This is a genomic window from Blastococcus litoris, from assembly GCF_003075095.1.
GTDB classification, from domain to species: Bacteria; Actinomycetota; Actinomycetes; order Mycobacteriales; family Geodermatophilaceae; genus Blastococcus_B; species Blastococcus_B litoris.
In genome coordinates this window covers 1-18251 of sequence record NZ_QCZF01000015.1, presented here as the reverse complement: position 1 = coordinate 18251, position 18251 = coordinate 1, and the positions used below count along the sequence as shown (strand labels likewise).

At 74.8% G+C, this 18251-nt stretch carries 15 protein-coding genes; 7 read left to right on the top strand and 8 right to left on the bottom strand.

Annotation, left to right across the window (positions count from 1 at the left end; genetic code table 11):
* Positions 1-29 precede the first annotated feature (29 nt).
* The gene (gene hppD / locus DCS98_RS21625) at positions 30-1235 is read right to left on the bottom strand and encodes a 4-hydroxyphenylpyruvate dioxygenase (RefSeq protein ID WP_116453556.1); all 1206 of its coding nucleotides are present in this window, start codon (positions 1233-1235) and stop codon (positions 30-32) included.
* A gap of 118 nt (positions 1236-1353) precedes the next feature.
* On the opposite strand from hppD, the gene DCS98_RS21620 reads away from it, so the two are divergent.
* Entirely contained in the window at positions 1354-1869 is a 516-nt protein-coding gene (locus DCS98_RS21620) for an Lrp/AsnC family transcriptional regulator (protein ID WP_241038560.1), read from the top strand.
* Here DCS98_RS21620 and DCS98_RS21615 read toward each other — a convergent pair.
* Positions 1866-3143, bottom strand: coding sequence for a D-arabinono-1,4-lactone oxidase (locus DCS98_RS21615; protein WP_116453554.1), 1278 nt, complete (start codon positions 3141-3143; stop codon positions 1866-1868). The two genes, DCS98_RS21620 and DCS98_RS21615, sit on opposite strands and share 4 nt — an antisense overlap.
* A gap of 83 nt (positions 3144-3226) precedes the next feature.
* Here DCS98_RS21615 and DCS98_RS21610 point away from each other — a divergent pair, with 83 nt between their 5' ends.
* Positions 3227-4561, top strand: a complete 1335-nt coding sequence (locus tag DCS98_RS21610) for a DUF2254 domain-containing protein (protein ID WP_116453553.1) — start codon at positions 3227-3229, stop codon at positions 4559-4561.
* Positions 4562-4565: 4 nt separating this feature from the next.
* On the opposite strand, the gene DCS98_RS21605 is transcribed toward DCS98_RS21610, so the two are convergent.
* Both DCS98_RS21605 and DCS98_RS21600 read right to left on the bottom strand, forming a co-directional pair.
* On the bottom strand, positions 4566-5081 hold the full coding sequence (locus DCS98_RS21605) for a DUF421 domain-containing protein (protein ID WP_116453552.1): 516 nt from the start codon (positions 5079-5081) through the stop codon (positions 4566-4568).
* Positions 5082-5093: 12 nt separating this feature from the next.
* Positions 5094-6338, bottom strand: coding sequence for a cation:proton antiporter domain-containing protein (locus DCS98_RS21600; RefSeq protein ID WP_116453551.1), 1245 nt, complete (start codon positions 6336-6338; stop codon positions 5094-5096).
* 167 nt (positions 6339-6505) lie between these two features.
* On the opposite strand from DCS98_RS21600, the gene DCS98_RS21595 reads away from it, so the two are divergent.
* The gene (locus DCS98_RS21595; RefSeq protein WP_116453550.1) at positions 6506-6913 is read left to right on the top strand and encodes a four-helix bundle copper-binding protein; all 408 of its coding nucleotides are present in this window, start codon (positions 6506-6508) and stop codon (positions 6911-6913) included.
* Here DCS98_RS21595 and DCS98_RS21590 read toward each other — a convergent pair.
* From DCS98_RS21590 to rhaI, 3 genes are read right to left on the bottom strand one after another with little or no spacing between them, the layout of a single operon-like run.
* Entirely contained in the window at positions 6894-8372 is a 1479-nt protein-coding gene (locus DCS98_RS21590; protein ID WP_116453549.1) for a rhamnulokinase, read from the bottom strand. The two genes, DCS98_RS21595 and DCS98_RS21590, sit on opposite strands and share 20 nt — an antisense overlap.
* Positions 8369-10405 (bottom strand): bifunctional aldolase/short-chain dehydrogenase, encoded by a 2037-nt coding sequence (locus tag DCS98_RS21585; RefSeq protein WP_116453548.1) that lies wholly within the window; start codon positions 10403-10405, stop codon positions 8369-8371. Before DCS98_RS21585 ends, DCS98_RS21590 begins: the two co-directional genes overlap by 4 nt.
* A 49-nt stretch (positions 10406-10454) precedes the next feature.
* Complete coding sequence (rhaI, locus tag DCS98_RS21580; RefSeq protein ID WP_116453547.1) at positions 10455-11624, bottom strand: L-rhamnose isomerase; 1170 nt, start codon at positions 11622-11624, stop codon at positions 10455-10457.
* 152 nt (positions 11625-11776) lie between these two features.
* Between rhaI and DCS98_RS21575 the strand changes: the two genes are divergently transcribed.
* From DCS98_RS21575 to DCS98_RS21560, 4 genes are read left to right on the top strand one after another with little or no spacing between them, the layout of a single operon-like run.
* The gene (locus DCS98_RS21575) at positions 11777-12802 is read left to right on the top strand and encodes a LacI family DNA-binding transcriptional regulator (protein WP_116453546.1); all 1026 of its coding nucleotides are present in this window, start codon (positions 11777-11779) and stop codon (positions 12800-12802) included.
* A 10-nt stretch (positions 12803-12812) separates the two neighbouring features.
* Positions 12813-13601 (top strand): (Fe-S)-binding protein, encoded by a 789-nt coding sequence (locus tag DCS98_RS21570; RefSeq protein ID WP_116453545.1) that lies wholly within the window; start codon positions 12813-12815, stop codon positions 13599-13601.
* Complete coding sequence (locus tag DCS98_RS21565; protein WP_116453544.1) at positions 13598-15058, top strand: LutB/LldF family L-lactate oxidation iron-sulfur protein; 1461 nt, start codon at positions 13598-13600, stop codon at positions 15056-15058. Before DCS98_RS21570 ends, DCS98_RS21565 begins: the two co-directional genes overlap by 4 nt.
* Complete coding sequence (locus tag DCS98_RS21560; RefSeq protein WP_116453543.1) at positions 15055-15678, top strand: LutC/YkgG family protein; 624 nt, start codon at positions 15055-15057, stop codon at positions 15676-15678. Before DCS98_RS21565 ends, DCS98_RS21560 begins: the two co-directional genes overlap by 4 nt.
* On the opposite strand, the gene DCS98_RS21555 is transcribed toward DCS98_RS21560, so the two are convergent.
* Positions 15671-18251, bottom strand: a 2581-nt coding sequence (locus tag DCS98_RS21555; RefSeq protein WP_164704711.1) for a cation-translocating P-type ATPase, incomplete at its 5' end; no start/stop codon positions are given. The two genes, DCS98_RS21560 and DCS98_RS21555, sit on opposite strands and share 8 nt — an antisense overlap.

Genomic DNA, 18251 nt, shown 5'->3' with positions numbered 1-18251 from the left:
TCCTCCTCCGTGCTCTGTCGCGATGGAGCTCAGAAGTTGCCGCGACGGGCCTGCTCGCGCTCGATCGCCTCGAAGAGCGCCTTGAAGTTGCCCTTGCCGAACCCCAGCGAGCCGTGCCGCTCGATCAGCTCGAAGAAGACCGTCGGCCGGTCGCCGGTCGGCCGGGTGAAGATCTGCAGCAGGTAGCCGTCCTCGTCGCGGTCGACCAGGATCCCGCGCGCCTGCAGCTCCTCGATCGGCGCACGGACCTGCCCGATGCGGGCCCGCAGCTCCGGGTCCTCGTAGTAGGAGTCCGGCGTCGACAGGAACTCGACGCCCCGGGCCCGCATCGCGTCGACGGTGCCGATGATGTCGTTCGTGGCGAGCGCCACGTGCTGCGCGCCCGGCCCGCCGTAGAACTCCAGGTACTCGTCGATCTGGGACTTCTTCTTGCCGACCGCCGGCTCGTTGAGCGGGAACTTGACCCGGTGGTTGCCGTTGGCGACGACCTTGCTCATGAGCGCGGAGTAGTCGGTGGCGATGTCCTCGCCGATGAACTCCGCCATGTTGGTGAAGCCCATGACGCGGTTGTAGAACGCCACCCACTCGTCCATGGCGCCGAGCTCGACGTTGCCGACGACGTGGTCGACGGCCTGGAACAGCCGCTTCGGCGCACCGGCGCCGCGCTCGATGGTCGAGGTCCGGGCCGCGAACCCGGGCAGGTAGGGACCGGTGTAGCGCGACCTGTCGACCAGGGTGTGCCGGGTGTCGCCGTACGTGGCGATCGCGCCGATCCGCACGGTCCCGTGCTCGTCGGTCAGGTCGTGCGGCCGCTCGAGGACCGTCGCCCCCTGCGCCTCGGCGTGGGCGATGCACCGGTCCACGTCGGGCACCGAGAGCGCGATGTCGACGATCCCGTCGCCGTGCCGGCGGTGGTGGTCGGCCAGCGGGCTGGAGGGGTCGTACGCGCCGGTGATCACGAAGCGGGCGGCGCCGGAGCGCAGCACGTAGGCGTGGTGGTCGCGGTTGCCCGTCTCCGGGCCGGAGTAGGCCACCAGCTCCATGCCGAACGCGGACTGGAAGAAGTGCGCGGACTGGACGGCGTTGCCGACGACCCACACCAGGGCGTCCCAGCCCGACACCGGGAAGGGGTCGCCGGAGGCGTCGTACTCCACCAGGCCGACCAACTCCCTGAGCTGGCCGAGGTCGAGGTCGGCCAGCCGCTCCTCGTCGTTGAGGGTCTGCTCGAGGCTCATGCGCGGCAGTGCACACCCGCAGGCCTACCCTCGGCAAACGGTGCTGTTGTTGCTGGCCGGGCTGCACCATCGGGCTACCTGGGTGCGCCATGCGCTGCTCAGGTTGCATAGTTGCGACGTGCCCATCGATGCCTTGGACGTCGCCCTGCTCGACACCCTCCGCCGGCAGCCGCGGGCAGGCGCCCTCGAGCTCTCCCGCATCACCGGCGTGGCGCGCGCGACGGTGTCGGCGCGGCTCCAGCGGCTCGAGGACACCGGCGTCGTCACCGGCTACGGCCCGGACGTCGACGTGACCGCCGCCGGCTTCGGCGTGCAGGCCTTCGTCACCCTGGAGATCGCCCAGGGAGCGATCGAGGACGTGCAGCGCGACCTGGAGGCGATCCCCGGCCTGCTCGAGGCGCACGCGACCACCGGCAGCGGCGACGTCCTGTGCCGGGTGGCGGCCAGCTCGCACGAGGGGCTGCAGCAGATCCTCGTCGACCTCAACCGCTCGTCGGCCGTCGTCCGCTCGACCAGCGTGGTGGCCCTCTCCCAGCTGGTGCCCTTCCGCACGCTGCCCCTGCTGGCGTCCGAGGCTGCGCCCGGCGCCGGGCGCTCGGCGATGAAGCGGCAGCCGGAGGCGGGCCGGCCCTAGACGGAGGCGAGCACCCGGCGCTCGAGCCACTCGTTGCGGAAGACCCCGCGCGGGTCGAGCCGCTCGACGAGGCCGACGAAGTCGGCGTGCCGCGGGTAGAGCGGCGCGATGGCGGACGCGTCGGCCGTGAACACCTTGCCCCAGTGCGGCCGCGCGCCGAACGGGGCCAGCGCGGCCTCGAGGTCGCGCAGCAGCTCCTCGACCGCCTCCTGGTCGCGCACCCAGGTGAAGTGCAGGCCGACCGAGTCCCGCTCGTGGTTCATGCTCATCCACAGCCGGTCGGCGGCGACGGTGCGGATCTCGCAGACGAGCAGCAGCGGCCGGATCCGGTCCGACAGGGACCTGACTGCCTGCAGCGCCTCGACGGCACGGTCGCGGGGCACCATCCACTCGGACTGGAGCTCCTCGCCCGCGCTCGGCGTGAACCCCATGCGGAAGTGCGGCAGCCGGTCCGACCAAGGCCCCGGCCGGCCCAGCTGCGGCGTGCACGGGGTGGCGTCGAGGCCGCGGATGACGTGGCGGTCCACCGTCGCCGGCGTCGCACCGAACAGCTCGTCGGGCTCCGGCTCGCCGTCGCGGATCTTGAGCCACACCTGCTCGACGTCGTCCTCCCAGTGGGTGAAGACGCTGACGCTGTAGGCGGCCGAGACGATCTCGTCGAAGTGCTCGCACAGCGCCTCGAAGGGCAACCGCTCGAACACCCGCTGCCGCACCTGGAAGGCCGGCTGCACGTCGAGGGTGAGGCGGGTGACGACGCCGAGGGCACCCAGGCCGACGACGACGCCCTCGAAGTCGGCGTCGTCCCGGGAGAAGGTGCGCAGCTCGCCGTCCGAGGTGAGCAGCTCGACGGCGGCGACCGCGGTCGCGAGGTTCCCGTTGCCGACGCCGGACCCGTGCGTGGCGGTGGCCACGGCTCCCGCGACGGAGATGTGCGGCAGCGAGGCGAGGTTGTGCAGGGCCAGCTCCTCGTCCTGGAGCAGCCCGACCAGCTCGCCGTACTTCAGCCCCGCGCCGAAGGACACGGTGCCGGCCGCGCGGTCGACGGCGACGCCGGGCGGCAGCGCCTCCTCGGTGTGCAGCACCTCGAGGGAGACCAGGTCCTCGGCGTCGGCGATGCCGTTGAACGAGTGGCGGGAGCCCAGCACGTGCACGGCGGACGCGCCGGTGACGACGTCGCGCAGCTCGTCCAGGTTCGCCGGGCGGTGCAACCGGGTCGCCCGGTAAAGGTGGTTGCCGGCCCAGTTGGTCCCGGGGCGGCGGTCGTCAGGCTGCATGCCCCGATCCTCCGCTGCGCGCCGGTGCGCTCGCGCACCGCCTCCCCGCGTGCCTTCCCGCCACCGGTGGGTATGCGTGCCCGATGACCGGCCCACCTGCACCCCTCTCCCGGCTCTGGTCCCGTGTGCGCGGGTCGCTCTGGCCGCTGCCGGTGCTGGCCATCGTCGTCGCGATCGCGCTCGGCATCGGGCTGCCCGCGCTGGACGAGGTGCTCGAGCAGCCCGGTGGCGAGCACCCGCTCATCTTCGTCTTCGGGGGCGGGCCGTCGGCCGCCCGCGATCTGCTGGCGGCCATCGCCGGCTCGCTGATCTCCGTCACCGGCCTGACCTTCTCGTTCACCGTGGTCGCGCTGCAGCTGAGCAGCAGCCAGCACTCGCCCCGGCTCCTGCAGACCTTCGCCACCGACCGCGTCGTCCAGCTCACCCTCGCCCAGCTGGTCGGGACCTTCGTCTACGCGCTCACGGTGCTGCGCACGGTCCGCACCGAGGACGCCGCCAGCGGCGGCTTCGCCGTCGTCCCCCGGTTGTCGGTGACGGTCGGCTTCGTGCTCACGCTCGCCAGCGTCGTCGCCATCGTGCTGTTCCTGGGCCACCTCGCCACGTCGCTGCGGGTGGAGACCATGCTCCGCGACGTCCACGACGAGGCCACCGCGACCTACGACCGGGAGCTGCCGCGTCCGGGCGAGCAGCCGGAACGAGGCTCCCTCCCCATGGGCCCGCCCCGTCTCCTCACCGCCCGGTCGAGCGGCTTCGTCGTCGACGTCGTGCACCCGCCCGTCGTCCGGGCGGCACGGGCCGCCGGGGCCACGGTGCTCCTGGTCCCGCGCATGGGCGACTCCGTCGTCGCCGGCACCCCGCTGGCGCACGTCTGGGCAGGGGGCGGCGAGGACACGGCGGCGCTCGACGACGCCCTGCAGGCGGCGGTGCACCTGGGGTTCGAGCGCTCCCCCGCGCACGATGTGGCCTACAGCCTGCGCAAGGTCGTCGACATCGCCGTCCGCGCGCTCTCCCCCGGCACGAACGACCCCACCACCGCCGTCCACGCGATGTCGCACGTGTCCGCCCTGCTGGGTCAGCTGGTCGTCCGCCCCCCGGTCCCGCGGGTCTTCCGGGACGACGAGGGCGTGGTCCGCCTCGTGCTTCCGCCGTGGGAGGTGCCGGCCCTGATCCGCGTGGGCCTCGAGGAGCCGCTGCAGTTCGCCGGCGGCCAGCCGGCGGTGCTCCGGCGGATCGCCGGGCTCCTGCGCGAGGTCGCCTGGCGGGCGCCGGACGGCGGCGTCGAGGCGGCCCTGCGGGAGTACGCCGTGCGGCTGGTCGACCTGGCCCGGGAGACGACGTCGGTCGACGAGGCCGAGATCGGGCGCTGGGAGCGGGACCTGGGCGAGGCGCTGGCCGGGCGTTGGGCGCCGGCGCCCTGAGGGGTCAGCCGTCGAACCCCCGGACCCCGGTCAGCGCCGACCGGTTCCCGAGGTCGCCCGAGCTGATGACGCTGAGCGTCCCGTCGGTCTCCAGCACCACGGCGCCCAGCGATGCGAGGTCTCCCTGCCCGGACGCGCGCGCGGCCTGGCGGATCTCGTCGTCGGTGACCCGCTGATCGCGCAGCGCCCCGGGGATGACCTCGCCGTCGAGCAGCAGGAGCGTCGGCCGGGCGGTCACCACGTCCCGGAGCGCGGAGATCCGCACCGTCAGCCAGGCGACCACGAACTGGAGGAGGGCCAGCAGCCCCAGGGCGAGCGCCCCCTCGGACCAGGAGACGTCGCTGCTGAGCAGGATCGTCGCGAGGGTGGAGCCCAGCGCGACGGTGACGACGAGGTCGAAGGCGTTCAGCTTGGCCAGCGTCCGCTTCCCCGACAGCCGGAGGACCAGGACGACGGTGAGGTAGGCGGCGGCCCCGACGGCGAGCACGCGCCCCAGATCCGCCCACGAGTCGAACCACATGGATCGTTCCCCCTAGCTCTCGCCCGCACGGGCAGCCGCACCGGTCCTGGGTCCGCCGGAGGACGTGGCCCGGCGGTACAGCAGCCGCCCCGGCGTCGAGCTCATGCCGTGCACGACCGTGCTGGACGCCACCACGAGCGTCCCCGCCGCCAGCACGACGGGATCGACGCCCAGCCGCTCGGCCTCCAGCACGAGGTAGAAGACGGCCGAGACACCGATCGGCCCGAACCAGCCGAGGAACACCGCGTCGGGCCGGCCGAGCCCCAGCGGGCGGCGGAGCAACCAGACGACGGGGAGCCGGCGCAGCACCAGGACGCCGACGACGAGGGCGACGCCGGGCCAGCCGAGCTCGGCCCACTCGTCCCAGGGCAGCACGGCGCCGAGGCCGAGGAACAGCGGTAGCACCAGGAACCGGTTCACGGCCTCGTCGATCGGCGCGTCGTCCGTCCGGTCCGATCCGGTGCTCACCAGGTTGAAGACGAGCCCGCAGACGAAGACCGCGAGGATGCCGTCGACGTGGATGAGGCCGGACACCCCGAGCACGGCCAGGGCGAGGACCGCGGTGAACAGCAGCCGCGGTCCGGCGTCGGTGGAGCCGTGCTGCTCGCCCGCGCGCAGCGCGCGTCCGCCCAGCCAGCCAGTGCCGGCGCCCACGGCGAGCGCACCGAGCACCTGCCAGACCGACTCGAGCAGCGCCGCGCCCAGCGGGTGGGCGCCCGCGATCGCGACGGCGACCAGCACCAGCGGGAGCGCCAGCCCGTCGTTGGCCCCTGATTCCAGCGAGAGGATCTGGCGGTCGCGGGCGGGCAGGTCCTCCTCCGCCGGCCCCCCGGTGACCACGCTGGACGCCAGCACCGGGTCGGTCGGGCACAGTGCGGCACCGAGGAGGGCGGCGGCCCCCAGCCCGACACCGAGCGTCAGAGCCGCCAGCCCGGCGGTGACCAGGGCCATGACGGGCATGGCGACCGCGAGCAGGAGCAGGACGGGCCGCAGCCGGGCACGGGCCGCGTCGAACGGGTAGCGCAGAGCCACGGACATGACCGAGACCGCCAGCAGGATGCGGGTCGCGGTGTGCAGCCAGGTGTGGTCCTCGGTGACCGGGTGGAGGTCCAGCACGCCGGTGACCGCGGGCCCGAGCAGCACGCCCGCCAGCAGGGCCAGGACGGGCTCGGACACCGGCAGCCGGCGCAGTCGCTCCGAGAGCGCCGCGACGCCCAGCCCGAGCGCACCCGCGGCGAGGATGAGCACGTCGACCATGGCCGGTCCCCTGCCCCGGCCGGTCGGTGGCGACACCCGTCGGCCGCACTGCGACATGACGGTTGGGTGACAGCGCAGGTGGACCGGAACCGGCCGGGTAGGAGCTCGCGCACCGGTGACGGCGGGACGGCAGCGGGTCGTCCCCACCGGAAGCACGAGGAGGGTCCATGACCGTCGCAGCCCAGATGCTCGACACGTACCCGGCGGATCTCGGCGGGATCGACCGCCAGAAGCTGCAGGAGTGCATCGACGCGTGCGTCGAGTGCGCGCAGGCGTGCACCGCCTGCGCGGACGCCTGCCTCGGGGAGGACATGGTCGCCGAGCTCCGGAAGTGCATCCGCACCAACCTCGACTGCGCCGACGTGTGCGAGGCGACCGGCCGCGTGCTGTCGCGGCACACCGGCTACGACGCGAACCTGACCCGCGCGGTTCTGGAGGCGTGCGCGGCGGCCTGCCAGGCGTGCGGCGACGAGTGCGGCAGCCACGCGTCCATGCACGAGCACTGCCGGGTGTGCGCCGAGTCCTGCCGCAGGTGCGAGCAGGCCTGCCGGGATCTCATCGCCTCCCTGGGCTGAGCCGGCCCTCCGCGGCCGCCCACGCGCTCCCGGCCGCGGGCGACGGGGTGTAGGTCCGCACGTCGCTCGTGGCGCGGAGCAGGGCGCGCAGCTCAGGCAGGCCGCCGGCCAGCACCCCTCCGGCCCGGGCCTGCACCAGGGCGTTGCCGAGCGCCGCCGCCTCGACCGGGCCGGCGAGGACCGGCAGGCCGCAGGCGTCGGCGGTGAGCTGGCACAGCAGGGTGTTGCGCGCACCCCCGCCCACCAGGTGGACGACCTCGACGTCCCGGCCGGAGAGCTCGGCCGCCCGCCGGACCGCACGCCGGTAGGCCAGCGCCAGGCTGTCGAGGATGCAGCGCACCGTCTCCCCCTGGCTCTGCGGCGGCACCTGCCCCGTCTCCGCGCACGCCTCGGCGATCCGGGCGGGCATGTCGCCGGGCGGCAGGAACCGGGCGTCGTCCGGGTCGACCACGGCCGTGAACGCCGGCACGCGCGCCGCCGCTGCCAGCAGGTCGGGGAGGTCGGCGGGCAGGCCGGCCGCCGCCCAGGTGCGCTGCGACTCCTGCAGGAGCCACAGCCCCATGACGTTGCGCAGGTAGCGGATCGTGCCGTCGACGCCGAGCTCGTTGGTGAACCCGGCCTCACGGCCGGCCTCGGTGAGCACCGGCTCCTCCAGCTCGACGCCCACCAGCGACCACGTGCCGCACGAGACGTAGGCGAACCTGTCGGAGGAGGCCGGGACGCCGACGACGGCCGAGGCGGTGTCGTGCGAGCCGACCGCCGTCACCGGCACGGGGCCGGCCAGCCCCGTCTCGGCCAGCACGTCGGGCAGCAGCTCGCCGAGCCGGTCGCCGGGCCGCCGGATCGGCGGGAACAGCCCGCGCGGCAGCTCCAACCGGTCGACCAGGTCCCACGCCCAGTCGCGGGTGGCGACGTCGAGCAGCCCCGTCGTCGACGCGTTGGTGAGCTCGGCCCCGACCGCTCCGGTCAGCCAGTGGGCGAACAGGTCGGGCACCAGCAGCAGCGTCCGCGCCGCGGCGAACCCGGCGGTGCGGCGGGCGGCCGCCAGCTGGAACACCGTGGTGAACGGCAGGTGCTGCAGGCCGGTGGTCCGGTACAACTCGTCGGCGGGGACGACGGCGTGCACCTCGGGCACCGCGGTGGCGTGCCGGGCGTCCCGGTAGTGCACCGGGTTGCCCAGCAGGGCGCCGTCGTCGTCGAGCAGCCCGACGTCGACGGCCCAGCTGTCGATGCCCACGCCGTCCAGCCGGCCGCCGTCCCGCCCGGCGGCCCGCAGGCCGTCGAGCACCCCGGCGTAGAGGCCGAGCACGTCCCAGTGCAGGGTTCCCGCCGTCCGGACCGGCCGGTTGGGGAAGCGGTGCACCTCGTGCAGGTCCAGCCGCTCCGGAGCGACCCTCGCGACCATCACCCGGCCGCTGGACGCCCCGAGATCGACGGCCGCGAAGGTCCCCCCGGTCACCGCAGGAACGCGGCCGCGACGCCGGAGTCGACGGGTACGTGCAGGCCCGTGGTCCGGGTGAGGTCGCCGCCGGTCAGCGCGAACACGGCGTCGGCCACGTGGTCGGGCAGCACCTCGCGCTTGAGCAGCGTGCGCTGGGCGTAGAACTCGCCCAGCTCCTCCTCGGGGACGCCGTAGACGGCGGCCCGCGACGCGCCCCAGCCGCCGGCGAAGATGCCCGAGCCGCGGACGACGCCGTCGGGGTTGATGCCGTTGACCCGGATCTGGTGCGGGCCGAGCTCGGCGGCCAGCAGCCGGACCTGGTGCGCCTGGTCGGCCTTGGTCGCGCCGTACGCGATGTTGTTCGGCCCGGCGAACAGCGAGTTCTTGCTGCTGATGTAGACGATGTCGCCGCCCAGCCCCTGCTCGATCATGATGCGGGCCGCCTCGCGCGACACGAGGAAGCTGCCCTTGGCCATGACGTCGTGCTGCAGGTCCCAGTCCTGCTCGGTGGTCTCGAGCAGCGGCTTGGAGATCGACAGACCCGCGTTGTTCACGACCAGGTCCACCCCGCCGAAGGCCAGCACCGCCGCGCGGAACGCGGCGGCGACGGCCTCGCCGTCGCTGACGTCGGCGGCGACGCCGATCGCCACGTCCGACGAGCCGATCTCGGCCGCGGCGTCGGCCGCCTTCTGCAGGTCGAGGTCGGCGACGACGACGCAGGCGCCCTCGGCCGCGAGCCGGTGGGCGACGGCCCTGCCGATGCCCGACGCGGCGCCGGTCACGAGCGCGACCCGGCTCGCGAGAGGCTTGGGCTTCGGCATCCGCTGGAGCTTGGCCTCCTCCAGCGACCAGTACTCGATGCGGAACTTCTCGCTCTCGTCGATGGGCGCGTAGGTGGACACCGCCTCCGCGCCGCGCATGACGTTGATGGCGTTGACGTAGAACTCGCCGGCCACCCGGGCGGTCTGCTTGGTGGCGCCGAAGCTGAACATGCCGACACCGGGCACCAGCACGATCGCCGGGTCGGCGCCGCGCATCGCCGGGCTGTCGGGGGTGGCGTGGCGGGCGTAGTAGGCCGCGTACTCCTCGCGGTACTCCACGTGCAGCTCCCGCAGCCGCGCGACGACGTCCTCGACGGGAGCGGTGGCCGGCAGGTCGACGACCAGCGGCCGCACCTTGGTGCGCAGGAAGTGATCGGGGCAGGACGTGCCCAGCGCCGCCAGGCGCGGGTGCTCGGCCGAGGCGAGGAAGTCGAGGACGACGTCGGAGTCGGTGACGTGGCCGACCTGGGGCTTGTCGGTGCTCGCGATGCCGCGGATGACCGGCGCGAGGGCCGCCGCCCGGATCCGCCGCTCGGCCGGCGGGAGCGCCTCGTAGCCGGGCAGCACGGGCCCGAACGGCTGCGGCCGCCCGCGCTCGGCGAGGAACCGCTCGGCCGTGCGGATGATGTCCAGGGAGTTGGCCTCGGCCTCCTCGCTGGTCGCGCCCCAGGCGGTGATGCCGTGGCCGCCGAGGATGCACCCGATCGCCCGTGGGTTCTTCTCCGCGACGGCAGCGATGTCGAGGCCGAGCTGGAACCCGGGACGGCGCCAGGGCACCCAGACGACGCGGTCGCCGAAGCATTCGCGGGTCAGCGCCTCGCCGTTGGCCGCGGTGGCCAGCGCGATGCCCGAGTCCGGGTGCAGGTGGTCGACGTGCGCGGCGCCGACGAGGCCGTGCATCGCGGTGTCGATCGAGGGCGCCGCTCCCCCGCGCCCGTGCAGGCAGTAGTCGAAGGCGGCGACCATCTCGTCCTCCCGGTCGACGCCGGGGTACACGTCGACCAGCGAGCGGAGCCGGTCCAGCCGCAGCACGGCGAGGCCGCCCTCGGTCAGGGTGCCGAGGTCGCCGCCGCTGCCCTTGACCCAGAGCAGCTCGACCGGCTGCCCGGTGACGGGGTCGGTCCCGCTGCCCGTGGCGGAGGTGTTGCCGCCGGCGTAGTTGGTGTTGCGCGGGTCCGCGCCCAGCCGGTTGCTGCGGGCCAGCAGATCGCTGACCACGGGGTTCGTCACGTCGTCGTCCTGTCCTGTTCGGCGTTCGGTGCAGAAGGCGGAGATCGGTTCAGGCGCCCCAGCCGGCCTGCCGACCGCCGACGCGCTCGCGCTCGATGCGCTGCTGGTGGCCGGAGCGGGCGTAGGCCGCGTAGGGGTCGGCGTCGAGCCCCTGCTGCTCGCGGAGCTCGGCCAGCAGGGGGCGGACGTCGGTGCTGAAGGCGTCCATCAGCACCGAGTGGGCGTCGAGCACCTCACCGGCCCGCTGGGCGGCCCGCAGCGCCTCGCGGTCGACCAGCAGCGCCTTCGCCGTCGCCTCCTGGACGTTCATCACCGAGCGGATCTGCCCGGGGATCTTCTTCTCCAGGTTGTGGCACTGGTCGAGCATGAAGGTGACGCCCGACGCCGGGAGGTGGGCGCCCTGGGCGACGATCTCGTCCATGATCCGGAACAGCTGGAACGGGTCGGCCGAGCCGACGATCAGGTCGTCGTCGGCGTAGTTGCGCGAGTTGAAGTCGAAGGCACCGAGCCGGCCGAGGCGCAGCAGCTGCATGACGATGAACTCGATGTTGGTGCCCGGGGCGTGGTGGCCGGTGTCCAGGACGACGGTGGCCTGGTCGCCGAGCTCGAGGCAGTGCACCAGCGAGGTGCCCCAGTCGGGGATGTCCATCGCGTAGAAGTAGGGCTCGAAGAACTTGTACTCGAGCAGGATCCGGTGCCCGGGGTCGAGCATCGCGTAGATCTGCCGCAGCGAGTCCGCCAGCCGCTCCTGCCGCTCGCGCAGGTCGTCCTGACCCGGGTAGTTGGTGCCGTCCGGCAGCCAGATCTTCAGGTCCGTGGACCCCGTCCGCCGCATGACCTCGATGCACTGCGCGTGGTGGTCGATCGCCCGCCGGCGGACGGCGGGGTCGGCGTGCGTCAGCGAGCCGAGCTTGTACTCGTCGTCCTGGAAGAGGTTGGAGTTGATCGCGCCGATCGAGACGCCCAGGTCGCGGGCGGAGGCGGCGAGATCGCCGTAGTCGTCGACCAGGTCCCACGGGATGTGCAGGGAGACCCGTGGCGCGACGCCGGTGTGCGCGTGCACCTGGGCGGCGTCCTCGAGCTTCTCGAACGGGTCGCGGGCGACACCGGGCTGGCCGAAGACCTTGAACCGCGTGCCGGAGTTGCCGAACGCCCACGAGGGCAGCTCGATGGTCTGGGTCGCGAGCGCCTCGAGGGCAGCGGCGCGGAAGTCGGGCATGCGGTCTCCGATGGTGGTGAAACGTTTCAATCCATGCTGGCGCCGACCATAGGGAAGCTGGTAGGACTGTGTCAACGATCACGGGCAGAGTGCGGCGGACCGCACTGAACCGGTTCACCGAGCAGGGCCCGGGATCGCCGAGGAGGGGGAAGGTGAACGCGAGCATCCGGGACGTCGCCCTGCGGGCCGGGGTCTCCGTGGGCACGGTGAGCAACGTCCTCAACCGGCCCGACACCGTCGGTCAGGCGACCCGCGACCGCGTCCTGGGCGCCATCGACGCGCTCGGCTTCGTGCGCAACGAGTCCGCCCGCCAGCTGCGGGCCGGCCGCAGCCGGACGATCGGCCTGGTGGTCCTCGACATCTCCAACCCGTTCTTCACCGACGTCGCCCGCGGGGTCGAGGACGTCGCCAACGCGCAGGGGCTCTCGGTCATCCTCTGCAACTCCGACGACGAGCCGGACAAGGAGGCCGCCCACCTCGACGTGCTGTCCGAGCAGCGGGTGCAGGGCGTCCTCATCACGCCGACGGCGGAGCTCTCCCCGCACCTGGACGCGCTGCGCGGCCGCGGCGTGCCCGTCGTCCTCGTCGACCGCCGGCCGTCCGGGCCCGACCAGTGCGCCGTCTCGGTGGACGACGTCCTGGGCGGTCGCCTCGCGGCCGAGCACCTCCTCGAGCGGGGCCACCGCCGCATCGCGTTCATCGGCGGGGCGTCGGGCCTGCCCCAGATCCAGGAGCGGCACGAGGGCGTGGCCGCCGCGGTGCGCGAGGCGCTCGGCTCCGTGGACGCCCTGACGGTCCTCTCCCCCGAGGCGCTGACCGTCGCCGGCGGGCGGGAGGCCGCCGGCCGGATCGTGGGCATCCCGGCCGCGCGCCGGCCCACCGCGGCCATCTGCGCGAACGACCTGCTGGCGCTGGGGCTGCTGCAGGGCATGGTCGCGCACGGCGTGCGCGTCCCGGACGAGTTCGCCATCGTCGGCTACGACGACATCGACTTCGCCGCGGCAGCGGCCGTGCCGCTCACCTCCGTGCGGAAGCCGCGCCACGAGCTGGGGCGGAGGGCCACCGAGCTGCTGCTCGCCGAGGCCGTCGGCGAGGGGCACCGGCACGAGCACGAGGTCTTCGGCCCGCAGCTGGTCGTCCGGGAGTCGAGCATGGTCCGCCGGGACGACGCGTCGTGAGGGAGGCGCCGTGAAGGTCGCCCTGTTCGCCACCTGCCTGGTCGACACGGTGGCGCCGCAGGTGGCGCGGGCGACCGCGGTGCTGCTGGAGCGGCTGGGCCACGAGGTCGTCGTCCCGCCGGGGCAGAGCTGCTGCGGGCAGATGCACGTCAACACCGGGTACCGGCGCGAGGCCGTGCCGATCGTCGCCAACCACGTGCGGGCCTTCGCCGGCGCCCTGTCCTCCGGGGTCGAGGCGATCGTGGCGCCGTCCGGGTCGTGCGTGGCGTCGATCCACCACCAGCAGGCCATGGTCGCCCGGCGGGCCGGGGAGCACGCCCTCGCCGACGACGCCGCGGCGCTGGCCGGCCGCACCTACGAGCTGTCGCAGTTCCTCGTCGACGTGCTCGGCGTCACCGACGTCGGGGCCTACTACCCGCACCGCGTCACCTACCACCCGACCTGCCACTCGCTGCGCATGCTGAGGGTGGGCGACCGGCCGCTGCAGCTGCTGCGCGCCGTCCGCGGGCTGGAGCTGGTCGAGCTGCCGGCGGCCGACCAGTGCTGCGGCTTCGGCGGGACCTTCGCCGTCAAGAACGCCGAGACGTCGACGGCGATGCTCACCGACAAGATGGCCGGCGTGCTCTCGACGCACGCGGAGGTGTGCACGGCAGGGGACGCGTCCTGCCTCATGCACATCGGCGGCGGCCTGTCCCGGCTGCGGTCGGGCACCCGCACGGTGCACCTCGCCGAGATCCTCGCCTCGACCGAGGACGCGGTCACCCCCCGGCAGGCCACGACGCCGGCGGTGACGCCATGACCGCGGTCTTCCTCGGCCTGCCCACCGCGCCCCGGGGTGTCGGCCACCTCCGCGGCGACCGCTCGTTCCCCGACGCCGCCCGCGAGTCGCTGCGCGACGGCCAGCTGCGCGCCAACCTCGGCCACGCGACGTCGACGATCCGTGCCAAGCGGGCCGCCGTCGTCGGCGAGGTGCCCGACTGGGCGGAGCTGCGCGAGGCCGGCCGGGCGCTCAAGGCGGCCACCATGGCCCGGCTGGACGAGCACCTCGTCGCGCTGGAGGAGCAGGTCCGCGCCCGGGGCGGCACGGTGCACTGGGCCCGCGACGCCACGGAGGCCAACGAGATCGTCACCCGCCTCGTGCAGGCGACCGGTGCCGACGAGGTCGTCAAGGTCAAGTCGATGGCCACCCAGGAGATCGGGCTCAACGAGGCGCTCGGGGCCGCCGGCATCACCGCGCACGAGACCGACCTCGCCGAGCTGATCGTCCAGCTGGGCGAGGACCAGCCGAGCCACATCCTGGTTCCGGCGATCCACAAGAACCGGGCAGAGATCCGCGAGATCTTCCTGCGCACCATGCCGGGCGTCGACCCGGACCTGCCCGACGACCCGCGGCGGCTGGCGATGGCCGCCCGCGCGCACCTGCGCGAGCGGTTCCTGCGGGCCCGCGTCGCGATCAGCGGCGCCAACTTCGCCGTCGCCGAGACCGGCACGCTCGCCGTCGTCGAGTCCGAGGGCAACGGGCGGATGTGCCTGACCCTGCCGCCGACGCTGATCACGGTCATGGGCATCGAGAAGGTCGTCCCGACGTGGCGCGACCTGGAGGTGTTCCTGCAGCTGCTCCCCCGCAGCTCCACCGGCGAGCGGATGAACCCCTACACGTCGCTGTGGGCCGGCGTGACGCCCGGGGACGGCCCGCAGGAGTTCCACCTCGTCCTGGTCGACAACGGGCGGACGGCGGTGCTCGCCGACGAGGTGGGACGCGAGGCGCTGCACTGCATCCGCTGCTCGGCCTGCCTCAACGTCTGCCCGGTGTACGAGCGCGCGGGCGGGCACGCCTACGGCTCGGTCTACCCCGGCCCGATCGGTGCCGTCCTGTCGCCCCAGCTCACCGGCGTGGAGGACAACGCCTCGCTCCCGTACGCCTCGTCGCTGTGCGGCGCCTGCTACGACGTCTGCCCGGTGGCGATCGACATCCCCTCGATCCTGGTGCACCTGCGGGGCGAGCACGTCGAGGCACAGGAGCGCACCACGCCCGAGGCCGTCGCGTTCCGCGCCCTCGCGAGGGCCATGGCCACCCCGCGGCTGTGGCGGCTCGCGCAGCGCGCCGCCGGGCTCGCACGCCTGCTCGCCCGCGGGAAGCCGACCCTGCCCGCCGCCCTGCCACCGCCGGCGTCGCGGTGGACCCGGACCCGCGACCTGCCGACGCCACCGGCGAAGACCTTCACGCAGCAGTGGGCCGAGGAGCACGGCCGGTGAACGCTCGCGAGGAGATCCTGGGCCGCATCCGGACGGCGCTCGGACCTGACCGGCCCGCGGTGCCCGACGTCGCCCGCAGCTACCGGACGTCGGACGACCGGCCGACGACGGAGCTGCTCGACGTCCTGACCGACCGGCTCGAGGACTACCAGGCGACCGTGGTGCGCTGCGCGCCGCCGGACGCCGCGGAGGCCGTCGCCGGCGCGCTCGGGACGGCGCTGGGCGAGCACTCCCCCGCCGACGTCGTCGTCGCCCCGGGGGTGCCGGCGGGCTGGCGGCCGGACGGCGTCGCCGAGGACGACGGCCGCCCCGCCGTGGCGCTCGCCGGCTTCGCCGCCTCGGTCACCGGTGTCTCCGTCGCGATCGCGGAGACCGGGACGCTGGTCCTCGACGGCAGCCCGCTGTGCGGCCGCCGCGCGCTCTCCCTGCTGCCCGACTGCCTGGTGTGCGTGGTCGAGGCGGCGCAGGTCGTGGGGAGCGTCCCGGAGGGGCTGGCGCGGCTGGACCCGCCGGCGCCGCTGACGATGATCAGCGGCCCGTCGGCCACCAGCGACATCGAGCTGCAGCGGGTCGAGGGCGTGCACGGGCCGCGGACGCTCGTGGTGGTCCTGATCAGCTGAGCCGGGCGACCAGGCCGGGCCCGAGCTCGGCCGTCGCCGTTCCCGCGGCCGCCCAGCCGAGCACGGTCAGCCAGGACAGGGGCGTCAGCGGCCGGCAGCCGAAGAACCGGCTGAGCCCGGGGGTCTGCACGACGGCGACCAGCACGGCCAGGGACCCTGCCGCGGTGGCCAGCACCAGTGGGCTCCGCCGTCCGGCCCACGCCGTCTGCCCCAGCTGGGTGGTGATCAGGGCGGCCAGGCCCATCGTGCTCGCCCGGCCGGAGGTGCCGGTGAGCCGACCGGTCGCCCACGCGCCGGTCGCGCCCACGGTGGTGGCCGCGCCGCGCACGAGGACCATCCGCCGGACCGTGCCGGTGAAGCCGCGCTGCGGCCCGTCCAGGAGGACCGGCGCCAGCGGGTGCCCGCGCAACGGGCCCTCGACGTCCTCGACGGCGGCCGCCCGCGGCGTGGCGACGGCGACGGCCAGCGCCGGGAACATGTCGGTCAGCAGGTTCACCAGCAGCAGCTGACGGGTGCCGAGCGGCGCCCGCCCGCCGAAGACGGTGCCGAGCACGGTGAAGGCCACCTCGCCGGCGTTGCCGCCCACCAGCACCGAGACGGCGTCGCGCACCCGGCCCCACATCGCCCGCCCCTCGGCGATCGCGTCGACCAGGCGGGTCAGGTCGAGGTCGGTCAGCACCAGGTCGGCGGCCGTGCGCGCGGCCGGCGACTCGGCTCCGGACACCCCGACCCCGACGTCGGCCAGCCGGATCGCGGCGGCGTCGTTCACGCCGTCGCCGGTCATCGCCAGCGTCGCCCCGGCCCGCCGCAGCGCCGCGACCAGGGTGACCTTCTGCTCCGGCGAGAGCCGGGCGAACACCCCGGCCGTGCGGACGAGCTTCGCTCGCTCGGTGTCCGAGGCCCGCGCCAGCTCGGCGCCGGTCACCACCCGGTCGGCGTGCGGGACGCCGGCCTGCGCGGCGATCGCGCCGGCGGTGCCCGGGTGGTCGCCGGTGGCCACGACGACGCGGACGCCGGCGGCGAGCAGCTGCTCGACGGCGGCCACCGAGGACCCGCGCAACGTGTCGGCCAGGCCCACGAAGCCGCGGAGCGTCAGGTCGCGCGCCGCCCCGTCCAGGTCGCCGGGCTGCCCGTCCACCGCCCGGTCGGCGACCGCGAGGACCCGCAGCCCGTCGGCGGCGAGCTCCCGGACCCGCTCCTGCACCCCGCCCGCTCCGGAGCAGCGGGCGAGCACGACCTCGGGCGCTCCCTTGACCACCAGCCGCCCGTCGCGGACCGCGACCGAGAAGCCCCGTTCGGCGGCGAAGGGCAGGGCGGACTCCGGAGCGCCGCCGTCCACGCCCCGCTCGCGGGCGGCCTCGGCGACGGCCCGGTCGGTCTCGTGCGCGCGGTCGTCGCCCTCCGCGGCCGCCCCGGCGGCCAGCCGGAGGACGTCCTCCTCGCTGCCCTCGACCGGGACCAGCCGGACCACGCGGAGCCGGTTCTCCGTCAGCGTGCCCGTCTTGTCGAAGCAGACCGTGTCCACCCGGCCGAGCGCCTCGAGCACCCGGGCGCTGCGCACCACGGCGCCCCGGCGGGACAGCCGCCGCGCCGCGGACTGCTGGGCCACCGTCGCGACCAGCGGCAACCCCTCGGGGACGGCGGCGACGGCGACGGCCAGCCCCGACCCGACGGCCTCGCGCAGGGGCCGCCCCCACAGCACACCCAGCAGGGCGACCGCGGCGCCGCCGGCGAGGGTCAGCGGCAGCACCGCGCGGGTGAGCTCGCCGAGGCGGGCCTGCACCCCCGCCGGCGGCGCGGCGCCCCCGGCGGCGCGGGTCGCCCGTCCCGCCTGGGTCGCCGGCCCGACGGCGACGACGACCGCGCGCCCCCGGCCGGCGACCACCGTGGTGCCGTCGAAGAGCATGCAGGTGCGGTCGCCGACGTCGGCGCCGGGCGTGGCGTCGACGCCCTTGCACGCCGCGAGCGACTCACCGGTGAGGTCGGACTCGTCCACCTCCAGGTCGACCGCCTCCAGCAGCCGTGCGTCGGCGGCCACGACGTCCCCGGCAGCCACCTGCACGACGTCGCCCACCCGGAGCGCGCGGGCGGTCACGTCCTCGGTGCCGCCGCCGGTCTCCCGGTGCGCGGTCACGTCCTGCTCGAGCAGCAGCGACTCCAGCACGGTCTCGGCCCGCAGCCGCTGCAGCCCGCTGATCAGGGCGTTGCCGACGGTCACGCTGCCGACGAGGATCGCGTCGGTCGACTCGCCGAGGACCGCGGTCGCGGCCGCCCCGGTCCCGAGGATCGGGGTGAGCGGGTCGGAGAGCTCGGCGGCGACGGTCCGGGCGAGGCGCGCCGGCCCGCGCACCACCGGCAGCGCGGCCACCGCACGGACCGGGGCCGGCAGCCGGCGCCGGTCGTCCTCGGCCGCCGGGAGGTCGGCCACGCGGCGCAGCACCTCGTCGGGGTCGAGCGCGTGCCACGGCGTGTGCACCGACGGCGGGGGCGCCGGCCGGCGGCTCGCCCGCAGCGCGGCCAGGGCGCCGTCGGCCATGGCCCAGGTGGTCGCCGTCTTGCCCGGGGCGGTGGCC